At 68.3% G+C, this 21,934-nt stretch carries 19 protein-coding genes; 8 read left to right on the top strand and 11 right to left on the bottom strand.

Going from position 1 to position 21,934, the window contains the following annotated elements:
• Positions 1-21: 21 nt before the first annotated feature.
• Together OP498_RS01425 and OP498_RS01420 are read left to right on the top strand one after the other, a co-directional pair.
• Positions 22-1,629: a dihydrolipoyllysine-residue acetyltransferase gene (locus OP498_RS01425; protein ID WP_280551687.1), complete on the top strand. Its 1,608-nt coding sequence runs from the start codon at positions 22-24 to the stop codon at positions 1,627-1,629.
• Positions 1,630-1,646: 17 nt separating this feature from the next.
• Positions 1,647-3,482: a protein kinase gene (locus tag OP498_RS01420; RefSeq protein WP_280551685.1), complete on the top strand. Its 1,836-nt coding sequence runs from the start codon at positions 1,647-1,649 to the stop codon at positions 3,480-3,482.
• A 66-nt stretch (positions 3,483-3,548) separates the two neighbouring features.
• Here OP498_RS01420 and OP498_RS01415 read toward each other — a convergent pair whose 3' ends face one another.
• Genes OP498_RS01415 through OP498_RS01405 form a run of 3 tightly spaced genes read right to left on the bottom strand, consistent with a single transcriptional unit; the run spans position 3,549 to position 6,468 of the window.
• Positions 3,549-4,844, bottom strand: coding sequence for a TRAP transporter large permease subunit (locus OP498_RS01415; RefSeq protein WP_280545760.1), 1,296 nt, complete (start codon positions 4,842-4,844; stop codon positions 3,549-3,551).
• A 16-nt stretch (positions 4,845-4,860) separates the two neighbouring features.
• Entirely contained in the window at positions 4,861-5,412 is a 552-nt protein-coding gene (locus OP498_RS01410; RefSeq protein ID WP_280551683.1) for a TRAP transporter small permease, read from the bottom strand.
• 54 nt (positions 5,413-5,466) lie between these two features.
• Complete coding sequence (locus OP498_RS01405; RefSeq protein WP_280545762.1) at positions 5,467-6,468, bottom strand: TRAP transporter substrate-binding protein; 1,002 nt, start codon at positions 6,466-6,468, stop codon at positions 5,467-5,469.
• A gap of 204 nt (positions 6,469-6,672) precedes the next feature.
• Here OP498_RS01405 and OP498_RS01400 point away from each other — a divergent pair, with 204 nt between their 5' ends.
• Genes OP498_RS01400 through OP498_RS01390 form a run of 3 tightly spaced genes read left to right on the top strand, consistent with a single transcriptional unit; the run spans position 6,673 to position 9,097 of the window.
• Positions 6,673-7,428, top strand: coding sequence for a 5-oxoprolinase subunit PxpA (locus tag OP498_RS01400; RefSeq protein WP_280545763.1), 756 nt, complete (start codon positions 6,673-6,675; stop codon positions 7,426-7,428).
• A complete protein-coding gene (pxpB, locus tag OP498_RS01395; RefSeq protein ID WP_280545764.1) occupies positions 7,425-8,153 on the top strand; it encodes a 5-oxoprolinase subunit PxpB in 729 nt (242 codons plus the stop codon). The genes OP498_RS01400 and pxpB overlap by 4 nt, the downstream gene beginning before the upstream one ends.
• Positions 8,150-9,097: a biotin-dependent carboxyltransferase family protein gene (locus OP498_RS01390; protein WP_280545765.1), complete on the top strand. Its 948-nt coding sequence runs from the start codon at positions 8,150-8,152 to the stop codon at positions 9,095-9,097. The genes pxpB and OP498_RS01390 overlap by 4 nt, the downstream gene beginning before the upstream one ends.
• Before the next feature lie 7 nt (positions 9,098-9,104).
• On the opposite strand, the gene OP498_RS01385 is transcribed toward OP498_RS01390, so the two are convergent.
• Positions 9,105-9,317, bottom strand: a complete 213-nt coding sequence (locus OP498_RS01385) for a hypothetical protein (protein ID WP_280545766.1) — start codon at positions 9,315-9,317, stop codon at positions 9,105-9,107.
• A 176-nt stretch (positions 9,318-9,493) separates the two neighbouring features.
• On the bottom strand, positions 9,494-10,180 hold the full coding sequence (csiR, locus tag OP498_RS01380) for a DNA-binding transcriptional regulator CsiR (RefSeq protein ID WP_280545767.1): 687 nt from the start codon (positions 10,178-10,180) through the stop codon (positions 9,494-9,496).
• 144 nt (positions 10,181-10,324) lie between these two features.
• Here csiR and lhgO point away from each other — a divergent pair, with 144 nt between their 5' ends.
• Positions 10,325-11,524, top strand: coding sequence for an L-2-hydroxyglutarate oxidase (gene lhgO, locus OP498_RS01375; RefSeq protein WP_280545768.1), 1,200 nt, complete (start codon positions 10,325-10,327; stop codon positions 11,522-11,524).
• An 8-nt stretch (positions 11,525-11,532) separates the two neighbouring features.
• Here lhgO and sulP read toward each other — a convergent pair whose 3' ends face one another.
• From sulP to rarD, 3 genes are all read right to left on the bottom strand, one after another.
• Positions 11,533-13,251 (bottom strand): sulfate permease, encoded by a 1,719-nt coding sequence (gene sulP / locus OP498_RS01370; protein ID WP_280545769.1) that lies wholly within the window; start codon positions 13,249-13,251, stop codon positions 11,533-11,535.
• A gap of 182 nt (positions 13,252-13,433) precedes the next feature.
• Positions 13,434-14,585 carry an FAD-dependent oxidoreductase gene (locus OP498_RS01365; RefSeq protein WP_280545770.1) on the bottom strand — a complete coding sequence of 384 codons (1,152 nt, stop codon included), beginning with the start codon at positions 14,583-14,585 and terminating at the stop codon, positions 13,434-13,436.
• A gap of 76 nt (positions 14,586-14,661) precedes the next feature.
• The gene (gene rarD / locus OP498_RS01360) at positions 14,662-15,591 is read right to left on the bottom strand and encodes an EamA family transporter RarD (RefSeq protein WP_280545772.1); all 930 of its coding nucleotides are present in this window, start codon (positions 15,589-15,591) and stop codon (positions 14,662-14,664) included.
• A gap of 136 nt (positions 15,592-15,727) precedes the next feature.
• Between rarD and OP498_RS01355 the strand changes: the two genes are divergently transcribed.
• Together OP498_RS01355 and OP498_RS01350 are read left to right on the top strand one after the other, a co-directional pair.
• Positions 15,728-16,543, top strand: a complete 816-nt coding sequence (locus OP498_RS01355) for an amidohydrolase (RefSeq protein ID WP_280545774.1) — start codon at positions 15,728-15,730, stop codon at positions 16,541-16,543.
• On the top strand, positions 16,543-17,241 hold the full coding sequence (locus tag OP498_RS01350) for a pseudouridine synthase (RefSeq protein ID WP_280545775.1): 699 nt from the start codon (positions 16,543-16,545) through the stop codon (positions 17,239-17,241). The genes OP498_RS01355 and OP498_RS01350 overlap by 1 nt, the downstream gene beginning before the upstream one ends.
• A gap of 26 nt (positions 17,242-17,267) precedes the next feature.
• Here the strand turns inward: OP498_RS01350 and OP498_RS01345 are convergent, their stop codons facing one another.
• The 3 genes from OP498_RS01345 to OP498_RS01335 form a co-directional block, all read right to left on the bottom strand.
• On the bottom strand, positions 17,268-19,010 hold the full coding sequence (locus OP498_RS01345) for a GGDEF domain-containing protein (RefSeq protein WP_280545777.1): 1,743 nt from the start codon (positions 19,008-19,010) through the stop codon (positions 17,268-17,270).
• A gap of 273 nt (positions 19,011-19,283) precedes the next feature.
• A complete protein-coding gene (locus OP498_RS01340; RefSeq protein ID WP_280545778.1) occupies positions 19,284-20,870 on the bottom strand; it encodes a dipeptide ABC transporter ATP-binding protein in 1,587 nt (528 codons plus the stop codon).
• Positions 20,863-21,933: an ABC transporter permease gene (locus OP498_RS01335; RefSeq protein ID WP_280545779.1), complete on the bottom strand. Its 1,071-nt coding sequence runs from the start codon at positions 21,931-21,933 to the stop codon at positions 20,863-20,865. The genes OP498_RS01340 and OP498_RS01335 overlap by 8 nt, the downstream gene beginning before the upstream one ends.
• Between the last annotated feature and the right edge of the window lies 1 nt (position 21,934).

Genomic DNA, 21,934 nt, shown 5'->3' with positions numbered 1-21,934 from the left:
GTTCAGGACAGGAGAGACAAGATGACAGATTTCAAGCTGCCCGATATCGGGGAAGGTATCGTGGAGTGTGAGGTAGTGGAGTGGCGCATCAAGGAGGGGGACGTCATCGAGGAGGACCAGCCGGTGGTCGAGGTGATGACCGACAAGGCGCTGGTCGAGATCACCGCGCCGGAGGCGGGGCGGGTCACCCGGCTCCACGTGCCCAAGGGCGAAATCGCCAAGGTCCACGCGCCGCTGTTTGCCTACGAGGCCGAGGGCGAGGCGTCCGATGAGGCCGGCTCCCGCCGCGGGACTCTTGCCGGTGAAGCGGGCGGGGAACCCGACGACACCGCCGTTTCGTCGGCATCGAAGGGTGCCAGCAAGGACTTTATCCTGCCGGACCTCGGCGAGGGCATCGTCGAGTGTGAGGTGGTCGAGTGGCGCATCGCCGAGGGCGACGAGATCGAGGAGGACCAGCCGGTCGTGGACGTGATGACCGACAAGGCCATGATGGAGATCACCGCCCCCGAGGCGGGGCAGGTCACCCGGTTGCATGTGGCCAAGGGCAAGATTGCCCGCGTTCATGCGCCGCTGTTCGCCTATGCCCCGGAACACGCCGAAGCACCGGACGAGGCCGCCAAGGCCGCGCCCGCGCCCGCCGAACCTGCCCCGCGTCCGGCTGCGACCTCGAGGGCCGAGACCCCGCCGGCCGGTGGGCTTGGCCCCTATGGGCGGATTCCGGCGAGCCCGGCGGTGCGCCGCCTGCTGCGCGAGCATGGGCTGCGCCTCGAACAGGTGCCGGGGTCCGGCAAGCAGGGACGGGTGCTGAAGGAGGACGTCCAGGCCTTCCTGGCGCGTGGCGAGACGGCCGGCGCAGAGGCGTCATCCGCCGCGGCGTCATCCGCCGAGAAGCCCCAGGCGCCCGCGCGCTCCAGCGCCCGGGGCGAGGTGCGCGTGGAGCCGATGAGCGGCATTCGCGCCGCCATGGCGCGCAAGATGGTCGCCTCGGCCTCGACGATCCCGCACTTCCAGTACGGCGAGGAACTCGACGTCACCGAGCTGCTGGCGCTGCGTGAGCGCCTCAAGCCCGAGGCCCAGGCACGCGATGCGCGCCTGACGCTGATGCCCTTCTTCATGAAGGCCATGGCGTTGGCGATCCGCGACGTCCCGATCCTCAACAGCCGCCTCAACGAGTCGGGCGACGAGATCCACTACCTGCCGTCCTGCAACATCGGCATGGCCGTGGACGGCAAGGCGGGACTGATGGTGCCCAACGTCAAGGGGGTGGAGGGCTTGACCCTGCTGGAGATCGCCGGCGAGATCCAGCGGCTGACGGCCGGGGCCCGTGAGGGCCGGGTGGCGGCCGCCGACCTGAAGGGCGGGACCATCAGCATCTCCAACATCGGGGCACTGGGCGGGACCTATGCGGCGCCGATCATCAATGCCCCGGAGGTGGCCATCGTCGCCATCGGCAAGACCCAGTGGCTGCCGCGCTTCGACAGCAACGATGCGGTGGTGAAGCGGGCGATCATGACCGTCACCTGGGCGGGGGATCACCGCCTCATCGATGGCGGCACCATTGCGCTCTTCTGCAATGCCTGGAAGGGCTATCTCGAAGCGCCGGAGACCATGCTCCTCCACCTTGGATAAGCCATGAGCGCGCCACCATGACCCAGGCGTCCCTGCAGCAGTTCTACATTCCGGAAGAGCAGTCGATCTACCTGCTCAGCCACGACGACGCCCGCAAGCTCAAGGCGTGGGTGTCGCTGTGCCAGGCCCAGCTGGAACAGCTGGGCTACCGGAATATCGAGCTGATCGGCAAGGGCGCCTACGGCTTCGTCTTCGCCGGGCTCACCGCTGGCGTTTCCAGCCCCCGCGAGCAGTACGTCTTCAAGTTCACCCGCGTCAACCTGCCCCAGCGCCTCCAGGACCGCCTGGAAGAAGAGGCCTTCATGCTGGAGCAGGTCGACCACCCCCGGGTGCCCAAGCTGATCGTCTTCCAGCGGGTGCGCAGCCAGTCGATCCTGGTGATGCAGCGCGCCCCGGGCTTCAACATGGAGGAGGTCTCGCTGCGCGAGGGGCGGCTGTCGCCACGCCTGGTGGTGCGCATCGCCGACCAGCTGGCCGATATCCTGCGCACCCTGCGCCGCGAGAGCGGACCGGCCGGCAAGCCAGTGGTGCATGGCGACATCAAGCCCTCCAACCTGGTCTTCGAGGCTGCCCACGAGACCATCGCGCTGATCGACTGGGGCTCCTCGGTGTTCGCCCAGCTCGACGCCAGCCTGCAGTTCGTGGCGACCAACGTCATGGAACTGATGTCGGACAACCTGCAGCAGACCAACGCGCGACTGGGGGATGTCTATTTCATCGGCGAGGAGCAGCTCAACGGCGCGCTGTCGTCACCGCGCTTCGACGAGCAGGGGGCGGCGGCCACGCTCTACGCCCTGGCCTCGGCGCAGTCCTGTCGCTTCGGCCATCGGGCCATTCCCGCTACCTCTTTGGGGTTGCCCATGGAGTTCGCGCGCATGCTCGACGGCATGCTCGATCCCGACCTGCGCACCCGCATGCGGGCGGGCGACCACTTCATCCGCGAGATGCCCCGGCTCGCCCGCCTGGTGATGCTCGACCTGCCCACGCCCCAGGAGCCCCCCCTGGTGCCGGTGTGGAGCCGGCCGGCGGGTCGCGAGATCGATACCGTCGTGTACAGCTCGCGCAAGTCCTTCCTGCGCGAGGAGGGCGGGCGCGAGACCCTCAACGACGTCAATGACGTCCAGCTCGATCGCTACTACAAGAACTTCATGCAGAACATGGGCGAGACCGAGAAGGCCTTCCTGGCGGCGGTGAGCCGGCTCGGCAAGTACCCGGTGGTGGGCGGGCTGGCGGTGCGCTGGGAGGCCGAAGGGGCCTATATCGACACCTCGCTCAACCTGCACGATCCGGCCCTGAAGCAGGCGTTCATCGCCGCGGTCAACAACATGGTGACCCTGGCCCGGGCGATCCACCGTCGCGGCATCTTCAAGAGCTGCCTGTTCAATGCCCGCGACACCCTGCACCTGGACCGGGCGAGCGTCGATCAGCCCTTCGAGATCCTGCCCGGGATGCGGCTGCACTACGAGGTCAGCGCCGTGCCCGAACTCGAGGACCGCTCGCGCCTGCACAGCTACTTCGAGGATGGTCCGGACCCGGAGGAGTTCCTGGTCCTGCCCGAGGCGATCATCACCTCGCTGGAGGCCCTCAACGAGATCCATCACACCGGCATGATCATCTTCGAGGCGCTGCCCGAGCACCTCAAGATCCACAGCCATTACCGGCTGCTCGACCCCTCCCGGGAGGCGGAGTTCCGGCGCCGCCTGGAGGACATCCTCGAGGCGGTGGGGCTGATCGAGGGGCTCGGGGTGTCGGGCTTCATGAAGATGCCCTACAAGGACACGCGCTTCTTCGCCCATATCGAGCGCCAGCCGGAGCGCTTCTATCCGCGCAATCCTCGGCAGGCCGCCGAGTAGCGCGATCAGCGCGGCGCAGAGATCATTCTCTTGCTTTCTCGGGCACGGCGCCGCGCCTTTCCATGATCAATTGCCCATGGCCTGTGGCAGCCAGGTGACGATGCCGGGGAAGAGGCTGATCAGCACCACCCCGAGCATCATCAGCAAGAAGAACGGCATGGCCGCCCAGGCGATCGACAGGATATTGCGCCCCGTCATGCCCTGCAGCACGAAGAGGTTGAAGCCCACCGGGGGGGTGATCTGCGACATCTCCACCACGATCACCAGGTAGATGCCGAACCAGATCAGGTCGATGTCGGCGGCCTCGACCATGGGCAGCATGATGGAGGTGGTCAGCACAACCACCGAAATGCCGTCCAGGAAGCAGCCCAGCAGGATGAACAAGAGGGTCAGGGCCGCGAGCAGCATGACGGGCGACAGTCCCAGGGTGCCGATCCAGGCGGCGAGCTCCCGAGGCAGGCCGGTAAAGCCCATGGCGGCGGTGAGGAAGGAGGCGCCTGCCAGGATGAAGGCGATCATGGTCGCGGTGCGCACCGCCCCGAGCAGGGCGTCGCGAAACACCCTGCGATCCATGGTGCCCTGGACCCGGGCCAGCAGCAGCGAGAGCACCACCCCTACGGCGGCCGCCTCGGTGGGAGAGGCCAGGCCGGCATAGATCGAGCCGATGACCCCGACGATCAGCGCCAGCAAGGGAAGCAGCCGGCGCGCCCGGCGCAGCTTCTCGCCCAGCGGCAGGTCGGCCTCGGCGGGCGGGATCTTGTCCGGGAAGCGCCACGACCAGAGCATCAGGTAGGCGGCGAACAGCGAGATCAGCAGCAGGCCGGGAAAGATGCCGGCCATGAACAGCCGGGCGATGGACTGATCGGTGGCCACCCCGTAGACGATCAGGATGATCGAGGGCGGGATCAGCAGGCCAAGCGTCGCCGAGCCGGCCAGGGTGCCGATGACCAGCTGTTCGTCATAGCCGCGGCGGGTGAGCTCGGGAATGGTCATCTTGCCCATGGTGGCGCAGGTGGCCGCCGAGGAGCCGGAGACGGCGGCGAACAGGCCGCAGCCCACCACATTGGTGTGCAGCAGGCGCCCCGGAATGCGCTGCATCCAGGGCGACAGGCCGGTGAACATGTCGTCGGCGAGCCGAGAACGAAAGAGGATCTCGCCCATCCAGATGAACATCGGCAGGGCCGTGAGCTCCCAGCTGTAGCTGTCCCCCCAGACATTCGAGGCGAGCACGTCGCCGGTGGGCACCGAGGTGAACTGCGAGAGCCCCAGCCAGCCCAGCCCCAGCAGGGAGAAGGCCACCCAGACGCCGCTGCCGAGCAGCAGCAGCAGGGTGGCGAAGAGGATCGTCATCATCACCAGCATGCGGTGTCTCCCGGGCTCATTGCTGGCCGCCGTCATCGATGGTGAAGGTGGACGGTCGGGTCACGGCGGTCACCAGCGTCGCCAGCCAGGCCTCGGCCAGCGCCAGGCATAACAGCACCACGCCGATGAGCATGGCCGACTGGGGGATCCACAGCGGGATGCTCAGTAGTCCGTAGGAGGTCTCGTTGAAGGCGATGCTGTCGTCCAGCAGCCAGTAGAGGTACCAGCCCAGATAGAGGCTGAGGATCAGGGCGATGCTCAGACAGAAGAGCTCGACGAAGGCGCGCGGGGCGGCGGGAAGCCGTCCGATCAGCAGTGTCACGCGGATATGACCGCCGTGGACGAAGGTGTAGGCGAGCCCCAGGAAGCTGGCGCCGACCAGCAGGAAACCGGAGATTTCCGCGAGGCCGGGAATCGCCAGGCCGATGCGGTCGCCGCCGATCCCGGTGGCGATGCGATCGACGATGCGCCCGAGTATCTGGGCCGTGATCAGGGTGCAGATCAGGCAGAGGCACAGGGCAGCCAGATAGCCGCCCAGCTGGTAGAGCGTTCTGAGGCGATAGGTCATGGCGGGGTCCACAGGTGGCTGCCGGGGCGAGGCACCCCGGCAGGGAGGGGCGGATCAGTCGCGCGCGGCCTCGTAGGCCTCGAGGATGGCGGCCCCCTGGTCGCCGGCGCGGCCGGACCACTCTTCGGTCATGGTCGCGCCGACCTCTTCGAGCAGGGCGGCGAGTTCGGGCGTCGGCTCGCTGACCTCGATGCCGTTCTCCTTGAGTACCGCGAGGGCGTCGTCGGTCTCCTGGCGGCTCATCTCCCAGCCGCGCGTCTCGGCCGCGGCGGCCGACTCGAGCACCGCCTGGCGGGTGGTCTCGTCGAGGCGCGAGAAGGCCTTCTCGCTGACGATCACCATGTTCTTGGGCAGCCACAGCTGGGCGTGGTTGAAGTGGCTCAGGTAGTCCCAGGCCTTGGTGTCGGCACCGGTGGCCGGCGAGGTGATCATGGCGTCGACGCGGCCGGTGCTGAAGGCGGTGGGGATGTCCGGCACCTCGACCTGGGTCGGCACGGCGCCGACGAGCTGGGCGAACCTTTCGCTGGCGGTGTTGTAGGCCCGCATGCTCAGGTTCTTCAGATCGTCCGGTCCCTCCAGGGCCTGCTGGGTGTAGATACCCTGGGGGGGCCAGGGGACGGCGAAAAGCAGACGCAGCTGCTGTTCGGCAAGCTCCTCGGCGATGACCTCGCGGGAGGCCTCCCACAGGGTCTGGGCATCCGCGTAGCTGGAGGCCAGGTAGGGCACCGAGTCGACCTCGAAGATCGGGTTCTCGTTGGCCAGGCGAGACATGATCAGCTCGCCGATGGGCACGATGCCTCGACGCACCGAGTTCTTGATCTCGGCATGGCCGATCAGCGAGCCGTTGGAGTGCACGGTGATGTCCAGCTCGCCATCGGTGGCCTCGCGCACGTCGTCGGCGAACTCGCGAATGTTGACGGTGTGGAAGGTCATGTCGCCGTAGGGCGTGGGCATGTCCCACTCGGTCGCGGCCTGGGCGGTGGTGCCCAGGGTGGCTAGGCTGATACCAATGGCAACAGCCGAGGTCAGATGAAGGAGGGGGAAACGGGCAGTCATGTGCGGTTCCTCGAGTCGGGGTCTGGTTGTCGCTGCAGGGCGTCGGACAGCGGGCCGTCCACAAGGAGTCTAGCGAGTGTTCGCGAAGAAGGTCAGGCGAGCGGCCCATGTCGAATCAACGATATGCAGGCTAAACCGCGCTGTCTTGCTGATAAAACCTTGATAAATTCTCGCTGAAACGTCACGCAGAGGAGATGGATCATCATGAAGACCCTGCTGCTCAATGCCGATATGGGCGAGAGCTTCGGTCCCTGGGTCATGGGCCTGGACCACGAGGTGATGCCCCACGTGGACCTGGCCAACGTGGCCTGCGGTTTCCACGCCTCCGATCCCGACGTGATCCGCATGACCGTGCGGCTAGCCAAGCGCCATGGCGTCACCGTGGGCGCCCACCCCGCCTATCCGGACATGGTCGGCTTCGGGCGCCGTTCGATGGCCTGCTCGGCCGAGGAGGTCGAGAACCTGGTGCTCTACCAGGTTGGTGCTCTGGCCGGCATTTGCCGGGCCGAGGGCCTGGAGGTCGGTTACGTCAAGCCCCACGGGGCCCTCTACAACGACATGATGCGCGACCCGGAGATTCTCGACGCGGTGATGCGCGCATTGGTGGCCTACGATTTACGCCTGCCGTTGATGGCGATGGCCACCCGGGATACCTCGGCTGCGCGGGCACTGGCCGAGCGGCATGGCGTGACCCTGTGGTTCGAGGCCTTTGCCGATCGCGCCTACGACGGTGAGGGTCGGCTGGTCTCCCGGCGAGAGCTGGGGGCCGTGCACCACGACCCCGAGGTGATCGTCGACCAGGCGCAGCGCATTGCCCGCGGCGCGCCACTCACGGCCAGCGACGGCAGCCCGCTGGTGCTGGCCGCCGATACCCTCTGCGTGCATGGCGACAACCCCGAGTCGATCGCCGCCATCAAGGCGATCCGTGAGGCGCTCAACGGCCTGGCTAGCGCCTCATGAGCGGTCGATTTCCGCAAGGGCTGCCGCGCCTCGAGCCCGCCGGGCTGGACGGCTGGATGGTGCGGCTGTTCGACGTCATCGACGAGGCCAACATGCCCTGGCTCACCGCCCTGGTGAGGGAGTGCGAGACGGCCTTCGGCGACCACCTGGTCGATCTGGTGCCGTCCTATACCACCCTGCTGGTGGTCTTCGACCCGCTGCGACTCTCGCCAGGCGAGGCCAGAAGATGGCTGGTTGACCTCCTGCAGCGGCTGCAGCCCGACGAGGAGGCGGCCGACGCACCGGTTCAGGAGCTGCCGGTCTGGTACGACGCTTCGGTGGGGCCCGAACTCTCGCGACTGGCCGAGCTTGCGGGTATGAGTCTCGAGGAGGTGGTGGCCTGCCACACTGAACACAGCTACCGGGTCTTCGCCCTGGGCTTCGCGCCGGGCTTCGCTTTCATGGGCAGCGTCGATGCCAGGCTCGAGGCGCCCCGGCTGGAGACGCCACGGCGGCGCGTGCCGGCGGGTAGCGTGGCCGTGGCCGGCCGACAGACCGCGGCCTATCCCGCCGTCACGCCGGGCGGCTGGAACCTCGTCGGCCGGACCCCGGCGGTGCTCTTCGACCGCGACCGGGAGGGGTTCAGCCTGCTCCAGGTGGGCGACCGGGTACGCTTCGTGCCCATCGATCGTGCCGAGTTCGCGCGCCTGGGGGGCGACACCCGCCCGATGGAGGAGGATAGATGACGCAGGCGATAGATGGCGCGATAGATGGCCTCAGCGTGACGCGTGCCGGCCCCCTGGCGCTGCTCCAGGATGCCGGGCGCTTCGGTGTGCGGCGGCTGGGGGTGACCCAGGGCGGGCCGGTGGACCTGCACGGCTGGGCCTGGGCCAATCACCTGGCGGGCAACGCCTGGGGAACCCCGGCCCTGGAGGTGACCTTCGGCGGCCTCGAGCTCGTGGCCGAACGGGACCTGGTGCTGGCCGTGGCGGGGGCGGACCTGTCGGCGACCCTGGACGGCGAGCCGCTCGCCGGCTGGCGCTCGCTGTCCGTCAAGGCGGGCCAGCGGCTCGCCTTCGGTGCGCCGGTCAACGGCCTGAGGGCCTACCTGGCGGTGGCCGGTGGCTTCGCGGCACAGCCGGTGCTGGGCAGTGTGGCCTGTGTGGTGCGCGAGGGGCTGGGCGGCCATGATGGCCAGGGACACCGGCTGGCCGCGGGAGATTGCCTGCAGGTCACGCCGCGTCGCGCTTGCGCCACCCGCGAGGCCCCCGGGGAGGCGCCGTTCGACTATCGCCGGCCGGCCGAGCTGGCGCTGCTGCCGGGCGCCCAGATAAGCGAGTTCAGCGGGGCGAGTCTCTTCCTGGCGTTCAATGCGCCCTGGCGGGTGGACGATCGGGCCGATCGCATGGGCGTGCGCCTGACCGGCCCGCGGCTTGATTGCCGGATGGCCAGCATGATCTCCGAGGGGATCGGCCTGGGGGCGGTGCAGGTGCCCCCCGACGGCCAGCCCATTGCCCTGCTCAATGACCGCCAGACCATCGGCGGCTATCCTCGCCTCGGGGCACTCACGCCGCTGGCCTGCTCACGGCTGGCCCAGTGCCTGCCGGGGCAGGAGGTGTGGCTGAAGGCGGTTTCGACCGATCGGGCGCTGGAAGCCTACCGGCGCTTCCGCGCCGGTTTCGCCCGCTGATGGCACCTCAGGCCCCCAGGCCGCTCTCGCGCAGCAGCTGGTCGATGCTGCGCTCGACGCGGGGTGTCGCGGTACCCTCGATGAGCAGTTGGGTCTCCAGCTCGGCCAGGCCGTCCTGCACCAGGCGCTCGATCAACTCGGCCTTGGTGATGCCGGTGTGGTGGCTGGCACGCTCGAGGCGGGCTTCCAGGTCGCGGGGGAATCGCAGCAGGTGGGGCATGGTCTGTCTCCTGGGGCTGGCGCCGGGTCCCCGGGCGCATGGAATGTATCCTGAGTGTAACATTGGCAGGTCGTCTGGAGATGCCTGACGGCAAGTTTCATGCCTGGTGATGACGGCGGTATGACAGCTGTCAGCCGAGCAATGGGAGACCTGGCCTCAACAGGGCAGATGCGGCCTCAGGCCAGTCCCCGCCGGCGCATGACTTCGGTGATGATGGGGACCGGCGTCATCAAGTGCTCGCGCATCATCTCGGCGGCGCGCGGGGCGTCGCGGGAGAGGATGACCTCCACCAGGGCGGCATGTTCGCGCCGCTTGCGCTCCAGGGCCTCAGCGGAGAAGACGGTCTCGCGTAGCCAGAGATGGCGGTAGCGCTCCACCTGATCGAACAGGCTGTCGCGGAGCTTCAGTAGGTGGGGGGAGTTGCAGCCGGCGGCGATGGCGGTATGGAACACCTTGTGGCGGGTGTCCCAGACGTCGAGCAGCTCCTCGGCGCTGTTGACCTCCGTCACCTTGGCCAGCGTATGGGCCTTGGCCAGGATGTCGGCCTCCCAGTCGTCGTCGCCCCGCTGGATGGCGAGCTCCAGGATCAGCCCCTCGAGCTGGGCCCGGGCGTCATAGAGGTCGGCGAGTTCCGACAGCGACATGGGCGCCACCCGATAGCCACGCTGGCTGATGGCCACCACCAGGCGCTCGGCCACCAGTTGCGAGAGGGCCTCGCGCAGGGGGCCGATGCCCAGCCCGTAACGCGCCTTGAGACCGCTCATCAACAGCTTCTCACCGGGCATGAAGTCGCCGCGGATGATGTCGCGTTTCAGCCAGTGATAGGCACTGATGCCCAGGTTCTGTTTCGAGGAGATGTCCATGGCGCGCTGTCGTTCCGAATGTGGCTGACATCATACCTAATCATCGCCACTGTGGTGAATCGTGCCGTGGAACATCGAAAAATGGAAAGAGGCCGGAATCATGGATATTCTCCGGTCACATGCCTGTCATCACCGAGGTGAGCCTTGTACGACTTCATCATCATCGGCGGGGGTATCCTCGGCATGTCCACCGCCATGCAGCTGAGCGAGAGCTTTCCCGACCGCCGCATCCTGTTGCTGGAAAAGGAGTCGGGCCCGGCCCGCCACCAGAGCGGCCGCAACAGCGGTGTGATCCATGCCGGGGTCTATTATGCCCCCGGCAGCCTCAAGGCGCGCTTCTGCCGCGAGGGGAACCGGGCCACCCGGGCGTTTTGCGAGGCCCACGGCATCGAGACCCGCATCTGCGGCAAGCTGCTGGTGGCCACCAACGACCTCGAGCTTCAGCGCATGCAGGGGCTCTGGGAGCGAACCGGCGCCAACGGTCTCGAGCGGGAGTGGCTATCCGCCGAGGCGCTTCGCGAGCGTGAGCCGGCGATCAAAGGTGCCGGGGCCCTCTTCGTGCCATCCAGCGGCATCGTCGACTATTCCAAGGTCACCCTGGCCATGGCCGAGGAGTTCGAGCATCGCGGTGGGATGGTCCGTTTCGATCAGGAGGTCACCAGGATCGACGAGCGCCCCGGCGAGGTGGTGGTCAGGACCCGCGATGACGAGTTCTCCACCCGCTACCTGATCTCCTGCGCGGGGCTGATGGCCGATCGCGTCGTGAGGATGCTGGGGCGCAATCCCGGCTTCATCATCTGCCCCTTCCGCGGCGAGTACTTCCGCCTGCCGCAGACGCGTGACGGGATCGTCAAGCACCTGGTCTACCCGATCCCCGATCCGGCCATGCCCTTCCTCGGCGTGCACCTGACGCCGATGGTCGACGGCGGTGTCACCCTTGGCCCCAATGCCGTGCTGGCGCTGGCCCGCGAGGGGTATCGCAAGTCGGATGTCTCGCTGCCGGACCTGGCACGGCTCTTCAGCCATCCGGGGGTGTGGCGGATGCTGGCCAGCAATGTGCGACCGGGGCTGGCGGAGCTGCGCAACTCCTTCTCCCGTCGCCGTTATCTGGCGTTGGTGCGCCGTTACTGTCCGGAGCTGACTCTCGATGACCTCCAGCCCTGGCCGGCCGGAGTGCGCGCCCAGGCGGTCTCCCGCGACGGGCATCTGATCGACGACTTCCTGTTCGTCAACACGCGGCGCACCGTCAACGTCTGCAACGCACCGTCACCGGCGGCCACCTCGGCCCTGCCCATCGGACGCTATATCGTCGACAAGGTGAAGGAGCAGGTGGAGGTCGGCTGACGGCTCGGTCAGGTCGTCTCTGGGGGGCGCTTCAGCTCGACCCAGGCGGCATAGGTGCTGAGGAAGACCCGCCCGGTGAGGTCATCGAGGAAGTCGCTGTGTTTGAGCCGGTCCATCACCGGCCCCTTGACCTCGGCCAGGTGCAGGGTGACCCCGGAGTCCTCGAGCCGGGCATTGATGGCGTCCAGGCTCTCCAGCGCCGAGGCATCGATCAGGTTGACCGCCGAGCAGATCAGCACCACGTGTTCGAGTTCCGGACGGCTCGCCACCAGCGCGTAGACGGTGTCCTCGAGGTAGCGGGCATTGGCGAAGTAGAGGCTCTCGTCGATGCGCAGCATGGCCAGGTGGCTGACGGTCTCGGTCGCGTGGCGCTGGATGCTGCGGAAGTGCTCGGTGCCGTCGATGCGTCCCACCAGCACGCTGTGCGGGCGGCTGGTGCGGTAGAGGAAGAGGGTGATGGAGAGCAGTACGCCCGCGATGATGCCGGCCTCGACCCCTTCCACCAGGGTCAGCACGATGGTCACCGCCATGGCCGAGAAGTCGCTGCGCGAGTAACGCCAGGTCTGGCGCACCAGGGGGATGTCCACCAGGGTCAGGATGGAGACGGTGATGGTCGCCGCCAGGGTGGCGATGGGCAGGTGCTGCAGCAAGGGGGTCAGCGCCAGGGTCGCCGCCCCGATGCCTAGCGCCGCGAAGAGGCCGGCCATGGGCGTGCGAGCCCCGGACTCGAAGTTGATCACCGTGCGCGACAGCCCCCCGGTGACCGGCATGCCCCCGGAGAAGGCCGCGGCCAGGTTGGCGCCGCCCAGGCCCACCAGTTCCTGGTTGGGCGATATCCGCTCGCGACGCTTGGCCGCCAGCATCTGGGCCATGGAGATCGATTCGACGAAGCCCACCACGCTGATCAGCAGGGCCGGAATCAGCAGGGCGCGCCACAGCGGCAGGTCCAGCGGCGGCAGGCTCAGCGGTGGCAGCCCCCCGGGAATGGCGCCGACCACCGCCACGCCGCGCTCCGCGAGCCCCAGCCACCAGCTGAGCAGCGTCGTCACGACCACCGCGATCACCGGGCCGGCCCGGGCCAGCAGGGAGGCGAGCCCCTTCGGCAACTTCAGCGCCCGCAACATCCGTTCCCCGTAGCGTCGCATCCCGATCAGGAAAGCCAGGCAGCCGAGGCCGAGCAACAGCGTCGGCCAGTGGGTCTGCCCCAGCTCGCCGGCGATGCTGATAAGCAGCGCCAGCGCCGTGAAGCCGCTCGCCTCGATGCCCAGCAGATGGACGGACTGACTGGCGGCGATAAGCACCGCCGAGGCGGAGAGGAACCCGGCGATCACCGGGTGACTCAGGAAGTTGGCGAAGAAGCCCAGGCGCAGCAGGCCCATCGCCGTGAGCATCAGCCCGGAGAGCAGCGACAGCACCAGGGCCGCCTGCAGGTAGTCCGAGGTCCCCGGGGCGGCCACTCCGGAGAGGGCCGCACCGCTCATCAAGGCGATGATCGCCACCGGGCCCACGGCCAGGGTGCGGCTCGTGCCGAGCAGGGCGTAGGCGATGGCCGGCAGGATGCTGGCATACAGGCCGACCACCGCCGGCAGGCCGGCGAGCAGGGCATAGGCCAGCGACTGGGGAATCACCATCACCGTGACGATCACCCCGGCCAGCAGGTCGGCGCCGGCCAGTCTCCGGGTGTAGTGGGGTAGCCAGGTGAGGATCGGGAAGTAGCGCTTGAGCATCCTTACTCGCCATGTCGGTGGCAGGGTCGACGGGAACGGCCCCGAGGCGTGGCTACCAGACTAAACGATATTGGTCGCCGGGTTCAGGGTTGGTTAGCATCGGGTGAAATAGTGAATACCCACGACAACACAGAAGGACATGAAGGGAAGTGACGAGCGAGCCGTGGGGCCGGCTCCCTCCCTCAAGGCCGAAACGGGCGAAGGAAGCGGCGATCCAGTCGCCGCTTCCCGGCCAGGGCCAGGCGACCGCCCCACCAGCGGTGGCCGCGGATGGCGAGTCCCTGGCCGGCGCCCAGGTCGAGAATCGCCAGGGCCAGCCGCTGGGGAACATAAGGTCTCGGGGGAGCACCGGCAAGGCGCGCCGCCAGGTTGTCGAGCAGCACCGGGGCCTGGCGGATGCCGTGGATGCGCAGGCGCGGCAGTTCGTGGTGGAGCATGGCCGCACAGTCCCCGGCGGCGAAGATGTCGGGATGGCCGGGGCTCTGCAGGGTGGCCTCCACGGCCAGGCCACGCCCGGGAATCAGCGGCAGGCGCAGCCGTTCGACCACCTCGGGCGGGGCCAGTCCCGCGGCATGCACGACATGGTCCGCCGCCAGCCATTGCAGGCTGTCCTCGCCCCAGGCATTGGTCTGGGTGGCGAAGGTCACGCCGCCGGTGGCATGGCCGGTGACGTCGAGGCCGAAGCGGACCCGGATCTCGCGGCGCTCGAGCTGGCGCATCAGCCAGCGCACGGCCCCGGCGGGGGCGCCCTCCAGCAGCCGCTCGCCGCGGCTCACCAGCAGGATCTCGGGGCGGGCGGCATGGCGCCTGGCCAGTTCGCGCAGCTGGCAGGCCACCTCCACGCCGCTTGGGCCACCCCCGACGACGACCAGCCGAGGGGTGAGGCCATTTGAGAACTCCTTTTCCAGGCAGTGGCGCAGGGCGAGCAGGCGCGGGAACGGCTTGACCGCCCAGACACGCGGACCCGGCGTGCGCCGTGCGGGACAGGGCGTGCGCGACCCCAGGTTCAGCGAGAGCAGCGAGAAGTCGAGCTCGCGACCGTCCTCCAGCCGGGCGGTTCGCGCCTCCGGGTCGAGGTGCACCAGGCGGCCCCGCAGGGCCTTAACGCCGTAGCGGGCCGCCAGCCGGGTCGGATCCAGGCGATCCTCGGCGGCCGTGTAGTGGGCGCCGAGCATGCCGGTGGCCCGCCCCGAATACCAGAAGCTGCCGGGGTCGACGAGGGTGACCTCGGCGCCCTCGAGACGCTGGCGATGTCGGATCAGGTGCAGGTGGGCATGCCCGGCGCCGACCAGCAGCAGGCGTGGTCTTGCGGCGCGAGGAGGTGTGGGAGTCATTCCGCGATGGTAGCGGAAAGGCGCGGGTCAGGCGACACGGGCGCCCGGCTTGACAGGCCGCGGCCCCGGGGGCGGGTCAACGCGACGAGGTGGCGGGGGCACCCGCTTCCCGAGGGCGTGACCGCCAGGCCGACCAGGAGTAGAGGGCCAGCCCGGTCCAGATCAGCACGAAGGTGGCGAGCTGCACCGGTGCCAGGGGCTCATGGAACACCAGCAGGGCGATGACGAACTGGATGGTCGGGTTGAGGTACATCAAGAAGCCGAGCGTCGCCAGGCGCAGCCGGCGCGCGGCCCCGGCAAACGCCAGCAGGGGCAAGGCGGTGATCACGCCGCTGGCCACCAGCAGGGCGGTGGTGCGGCCATCGCCGAGGAAGTGGGAGAGCTCGGCCTGGGTGAGCCAGCCCAGCGCCATCAGGGCCAGGGGCAGCAGCAGCAGGGTCTCGACGAACAGCCCCGACAGGCCGTCCAGCGGCACCTGCTTGCGCAGCAGGCCATAGGTGCCGAAGGAGAAGGCCAGGGCCAGGCTGATCCAGGGCAGCTCGCCCAGCATCACCAGCTGGATCGCGATGGCCAGGGCGGCGAGGCCCACCGCCACGCCCTGCAGGCGCGCCATGCGCTCGCGCAACACCAGCATGCCCAACCCCACGTTGACCAGCGGCGTCATGAAGTAGCCCAGGCTCGCCTGCAGGACATGCCGGGTCTCCACCGAATAGATGTAGAGCCCCCAGTTCAGGGCGATGAGCAGGGCGCAACCCAGTACCCGGCCGAGGCGCCTCGGCTCGGCAAGGGCCCGGCGGATCGGGGCCCAGCGGCCGAGCAGGGTGACCAGCCCGACCAGGAAGAGGCAGGACCAGATCACCCGGTGAAGCAGGATCTCGAAGGCGGGAACGCCCTGGAAGAGGGCGAAGAACAGCGGGAAGCAGCCCCAGGCCACATAGGCGGCCAGGCCGAAGGCGACGCCCTTGCCGGTTTCCTGGTGCGGAGCAGAGGTGGGGTAGTGGGACATGACGGCCTCGAAGCGAAACGCCTAGACATTAGCAGGCTACTCGCGTGGCCGCCATGGGCCCTGCCCGGCGGCTGACGATGACGGGGCACCTGGGGTAGGCTGTGACCGGGCATATTACCTGGACGGGAGTCCCCCTATGAGCGAATTGAGAACCACCCTGGTGCAGTGTGACCTGCGCTGGGAAGACCCCGACGCTAACTGCCGGATGCTCGAGGAGACCCTGGGCGAGCTGAGTGCCGACGACACCGACCTGATCGTGTTGCCGGAGATGTTCGCCACCGGCTTTACCATGAACTCCCGCGAGATGGCCGAGCCCATGGCCGAGAGTCGTACCGTGGCCTGGCTGCAGGCTCAGGCGGCCCGCCGGGGCTGCGTGGTCACCGGTAGTGTCGCCGTGGTGGAGCACGGCGACTACTTCAACCGCCTGGTCTGGGCGCGCCCGGACGGCAGCCTGGTCACCTACGACAAGCGTCACCTGTTCCGCATGGCCGGGGAGCATGAACGCTACGCCATGGGCCACGAGCGGGTAATCGTCGAGCTCAAGGGGTTCCGGATCCTGCTCAGCGTCTGCTACGACCTGCGCTTCCCCGTCTGGCTGCGCCAGCAGCCGGGGCCCGACGAGCACTTCGAGTATGACGCCCTGCTCTGCGTGGCCAACTGGCCGGCGCCGCGTCGCCACCCCTGGCGGGTGCTGCTGCAGGCCCGGGCCATCGAGAACCTCAGCCCGGTGATCGGCGTCAATCGGGTCGGCGAGGATGCCAAGGGCATGACCTATGCCGGGGATTCGATGCTGGTCGATGCCAAGGGGGAGGCGCTGCTCGACGCGCCCCGGGACACCCCCTTCCTGAAGACCGGCAGCCTGTCGCTCGAGGAGTTGCGCAGCTTCCGCGAGAAGTTTCCCGCCTGGCGCGACGCCGACCACTTCGGCCTCGCCGACGGGGTGGGCTACTGATGCGTCTGGACCGCTTCCTCTGCGAGACCACCGACCTGACACGCAGCCTGGCCAAGAAGGCCCTGCACCGCGAGGAGGTCCTGGTGGGCGGCGAGGTGATCAAGAACCCCGCCACCCAGGTCGACGAGCACAGTCGCGTCACCTGGAACGGCGAGCGCCTGGCCCTGGTCGGCCTGCGCTACGTGATGCTCCACAAGCCCGAGGGGGTCGAATGCAGTGCCCGTCGCGGCCTCTACCCGCTGGTCCGCGAACGGGTCGACCTGCCCCATGTGGAGCGGCTGCAGACGGTGGGCCGGCTGGACGTCGACACCACCGGCCTGGTGCTGCTCACCGACGATGGCCAATGGTCCCATCGGGTCACCTCGCCGAAGCGGCGCTGCGGCAAGGTCTATGAGGTCACGCTCGCCGAGCCGCTGGACGGGGCCGCGTGGGACGAGGCCGTGGCCCGTTTCGCCGAGGGGGTGCTGCTCGACGGGGAAGAGAAGCCGACGCGTCCCGCAGAGCTGGCCATGCGCTCACCCCGCGTGGCCGAGTTGACCCTGTACGAGGGCAAGTACCATCAGGTCAAGCGGATGTTCGCGGCCATCGGCCACCATGTGGTGGCCCTGCACCGCGAGTCGATCGGGCCGCTGTTCCTCGGCAAGCTGGCACCCGGCGAGTGGCGTGAACTCAGCGAGGAGGAAGTGGCGCTGTTTTGAGCCCGGCCCGTTGGTGCGAGGAGGCGTCAGGCGTAGGTCTCGATCCTCGCCCGACCGCGGTGCTTGGCCGAGTAGAGCGCCTTGTCGGCGAGCCCGATCAGCGTCAGCGGGTCGCCGGCATGCTCGGGGTAGGTGGCGATGCCGCAGGAGATCGACAGCGGCCCGAGCACCCGGTCGCGGTGACGGAAGCGCGTCCGGCTCAGGATCTCCAGCAGCTCGGCGAGGCGCGCCTGGGCGATGGCCGCGGTGGCCCCCGGCATGATGATGACGAACTCCTCGCCGCCCATCCGGCAGACCACGTCGGCGTCGCGGAAGTGATGGGTCAGCACCCGTCCCACGCCGACCAGCACGGTATCTCCCGCCTCGTGCCCCTCACGGTCGTTGAACCGCTTGAAGTGGTCGATATCGATCATCGCCAGGGTCAACGGCGTGCCTTGTCGGCGCGCGACCGCCGCCTCGTGCTCGAGCAGCTCGTCGAAGTAGCGGCGGTTGTGCAGCCCGGTCAGGGCGTCCTGGTAGGAGTAGCCCTGCAGCTTCTCGACCATCTTCTCCAGCGCTCGTGTGCGCTCGGTGACCTGCTTCTCGAGGGAGAGGTTGAGCCGGTGTAGCTCGTGCTGGGTATGTCGGTAGTGCCATAGCGAGATCATCACGATGGCCATCGCGAAGCCCAGCGCGGCGACACTCACGGGAACACGGCGCCAGGGCAGCAGGCCGTGGGCCACGGCCATGTCGACCAGCAGCAGCAGGGCGAAGAGCCCATAGCTGGTGATGATCAGTTTCTGCTCGGCGTTGAGGGCGCCCAGGTGCACGACGATGGTCGTGAACATCACCAGCAGGCTGACCAGCAGCAGAGCATCGAAGGGCGGGAAGGTGCTGGAGAGGTCGATGATGCCGGCCAGGGCCAGTCCCGGCGCCATCACCAGGTAGCCCAGGTGTAGCTGCCAGATGCGCCGCAGCAGCGTCGGACGTTGCGCGACGAACCAGTGCTCCAGCATCAGCCCCATGGCCACCGGCAGGGTGTAGTAGCCGACGGCGGCCAGGTAGTCCCATAGCAAGGGGATGTCCAGCAGCAGCTGGCTGGCCTGCGTCTCGGCCAGCAGCATGCTGCCCGCGGCCAGGGCGAATAGCCCGATACCGAAGAAGCTTCGCCGGTCGGCCTGCACGAGGGCGAAGATGAAGGCGAGCAGGGCCAGCAGCAGCAGGAAGGCGCTGACGACCAGGTCGCCGGCGGAACGTTCGAAAATATAGTGCAGCAGGTCGAGGCGGTCCATCAGCTTGACTTCGCCCCACAGGCCGATGTCGGTGTAGTCGGAGAAGACGCGGAAGTAGAGGGTCTTGCCCGCGAAGGCCTCGGGCAGGCTGATCATGTGCCAGGGCCAGCCCTCGAATCGCCCTTCTCCGCGAGCATCGAAGTGCCCGTACTGATAGATCAGCTCGTCCTCCAGCCAGGCCTGGGTGATCAGGTCGACGCTGTAGATGTAGAGCACCGGGTCGCGCCACTCGCCCTCGGGCAGGGTGATGCGGAACCAGGCGTGCTTGCTGCCACCGCGACCGGGCGGGTTGGAGGGGAAGGCGATTGGCTGCCACTCGCCCGACGATGCTGGTTCGGCGACCCAGGCCGGGGTGCCGTCGGCCTGGAAGGTAGAGTCCCCCCAGCGATATTCCCAGCCCTCGTCGAGTGCCAGCGGGGCGGGCCCGGCACAGGCGGGGGCGGCCAGCAGCAACGCCAGAAACAGGGTCCCGAGCAGGGAGGAGAGGAGTGTGCGCATGTTGTCCTGAGGCCTCGGATCAGGACGGCAGTGTAACCCAGCGTAACCCCTGGCGGATGCCTGCCTTGTCAACGCCCCGCGGCAGGCGATATGACCTTATCGGGCGCGACGCTTTTTATACCGTTATCTTTCCTGTGCAATTGGTAGCAAAGACCAGAGTCAGGGAGTAAGGGAGTAAGGGAGTAAGGGAGCTCGAGTGCCGCAAGATGCCGCAAGCCTCACCTTGGCTGGGGCATCGCTGCCCAGGCCATCATCGGCGGCCCAGTGTTCGGCTCACTCGCGCGGGGCAAGCCCGGCGGCCGCGACCAGGGCCCGGGTGTAGTCGCAGGCGGGATTCTCGAGGACCTGCAGGCAGTCGCCCTGTTCCATCACCTCGCCGTCCTTGAGGACCAGCACCCGGTGGGCCATGGCCCGCACCACCGCCAGGTCATGGCTGATGAACAGGTAGCTGAGTCGACGCCGGGCCTGGAGGTCGCGCAGCAGCTCGACGAGTTGCTTCTGGACGCTGCGATCCAGCGCCGAGGTGGGCTCGTCGAGCACCACCAGCCGTGGCTCGAGGATGATCGCCCGTGCCACGGCGATGCGCTGGCGCTGGCCGCCGGAGAACTCGTGTGGGTAACGGGAGGCGCACGCCTCGGGCAGGCCCACCTCGCGCAGGGTGGTGCGCACGCGGCGGTCGACCTCGGCGCTGGTGAGCTCGGGGTGATGGAAACGCAGCCCTTCGCTGACGATGTCGAAGACCGGCAGCCGCGGCGAAAGCGAGCCATAGGGGTCCTGGAACACCACCTGCAGGCTGCGGCGCTGGCGTCGCAGGGCGTTGCCGGTCAGCTGGTCGAGGCGAATGCCGTCGAACTCGATCTCGCCGCTGCCCTGGCCCAGGCGCAGCAGCGCGAGGGCCAGGGTGGTCTTGCCCGAACCGGATTCGCCGACGATGCCCAGGGTCTCGCCGGGCGCTACATGGAGGTCCAGCGGCTTGACCGCCTCGAAGGGGGGCGGGCGTCGGGCGAACAGGCGTGCCGGGCGCGGGAAGCGGACCCCGACCCCCCGGGCGCTCAGCAGTGGGGCGACCCGCGCGACGAAGGCCGGGCGTCCTGCGGGTTCGGCCTCCAGCAGCTGCCGGGTGTAGTCGCTGCGGGGCTGGGTGAAGACCTCGGCCACCGGGCCGGTTTCCTGCTCGCGGCCGGCATGCAGCACGCAGATGCGGTCGGCATGGCGGCGCACCAGGTTGAGGTCGTGGGTGATGAACAACATGCCCATGCCGTGGGCATCGCGCAGTTCGGCGAGCAGGGCGAGGATCTCCTGCTGCACGGTGACATCCAGCGCGGTGGTGGGCTCGTCGGCGATCAGCAGCTCGGGGCCGTTGGCAATCGCCATGGCGATCATCACCCGCTGGCGCTGGCCGCCGGAGATCTGGTGCGGCCAGGCATCCAGCAGTTCTCCGGCACGCGGCAGCCGGACCTGCTCCAGCAGTTCCCGGGTGCGCGCCCGGGCGGACCTGCCAGTCAGCCCCTGGTGCAGGCGCAGGGTCTCGCCGATCTGCTTGCCGATGGGGTGCAGTGGGTTGAGCGAGGTCATGGGCTCCTGAAAGATGAAGCCTACCCGGCCGCCCCTCAGGCCTCGCCAGCCCCGGTCGGACAGGGTGGTGAGGTCGGTATCGCCCAGCCGGCGCCTGCCCTCGACCCGCGCATTGGGAGGCAGCAGGTTCATGGCGCCGAGCGCCGAGACCGACTTGCCGGAACCGGATTCCCCGACCAGGGCGAGGGTCTCGCCGCGATTCACCGTGATCGACAGCCGGTCGACCACGCTGGCGTCGTCGAAGGCGATGGTCAGGTCGTCGAGTCGCAGCAGGGGCTCAGGCATCGCGGGGCGTCCTCGGGCTGGCGGCATGTTGGATATGCCGGGGGTCGAAGGCATCGCGCAGCCCCTCGCCGATGAACACCAGCAGCGAGAGCATGACCGAGAGGGTGACGAAGGCGGTAATGCCTAGCCACGGGGCCTGCAGGTTATTCTTGCCCTGGGCGACCAGTTCGCCCAGGGACGGTGAGCCCGGGGGCAGGCCGAACCCCAGGAAGTCCAGAGCGGTGAGGGTGGTGATGGCCCCGGTGAACAGGAAGGGGATGAAGGTCAGGGTCGCCACCATGGCATTGGGCAGCACGTGGCGCCACATGATCAAATGCGAGGGCAGGCCCATGGCCCGAGCAGCGCGCACATACTCGAGATTCCGGGCGCGCAGGAACTCGGCACGTACCACGTCGACCAGCCCCAGCCAGGAGAACAGCAGCATGATGCCCAGCAGCCACCAGAGGTTGGGTTCCACCAGGCTGGCCAGGATGATCAGCAGGAAGAGCATCGGCAGCCCCGACCAGATCTCGGTGAAGCGTTGGCCGATCAGGTCCACCTTGCCGCCGAAGTAGCCCTGGATGCCGCCGGCCAGCACCCCCAGCACCAGCGATCCCGCGGTGAGCACCAGCGCGAAGATCACCGAGAGCCGAAAGCCATAGATCACCCTGGCCATGACGTCGCGGCCCTGGTCGTCGGTGCCCAGCCAGTGCCGGGTAGTGGGCGGTGACGGGGCCGGATGGTCGAGCGCCATGTCCAGGGTCTCGTAGGAAAACGGGATCGGCGGCCAGAGCATCCAGCCGTTGGCCATGATCTCGTCGCGCACGAAGGGGTCGCGGTAGTCGGCGGGGCTGGGCAAAAAGCCCCCGAACTCGGTATCGGGATAGTCCACCAGGACCGGCAGGTACCACTGTCCCTGGTACTGCATGACGATGGGCCGGTCGTTGGCGATTATCTCGGCCACCAGGCTGACGACGAAGAGAACCGCGAAGACCCACAGCGAGAGCCGGGCCCGGCGGTTGTCGCGGAACACCGCCAGGCGACGACGCGTGATGGGTGAGAGATCGCGCGAGATCAGTGACATC

The organism is Halomonas sp. 25-S5, assembly GCF_029889845.1.
Taxonomy (GTDB): domain Bacteria; phylum Pseudomonadota; class Gammaproteobacteria; order Pseudomonadales; family Halomonadaceae; genus Halomonas.
Note: the sequence above shows the minus strand (reverse complement) of the source record. Positions and strands in the feature narration are given on the sequence as shown.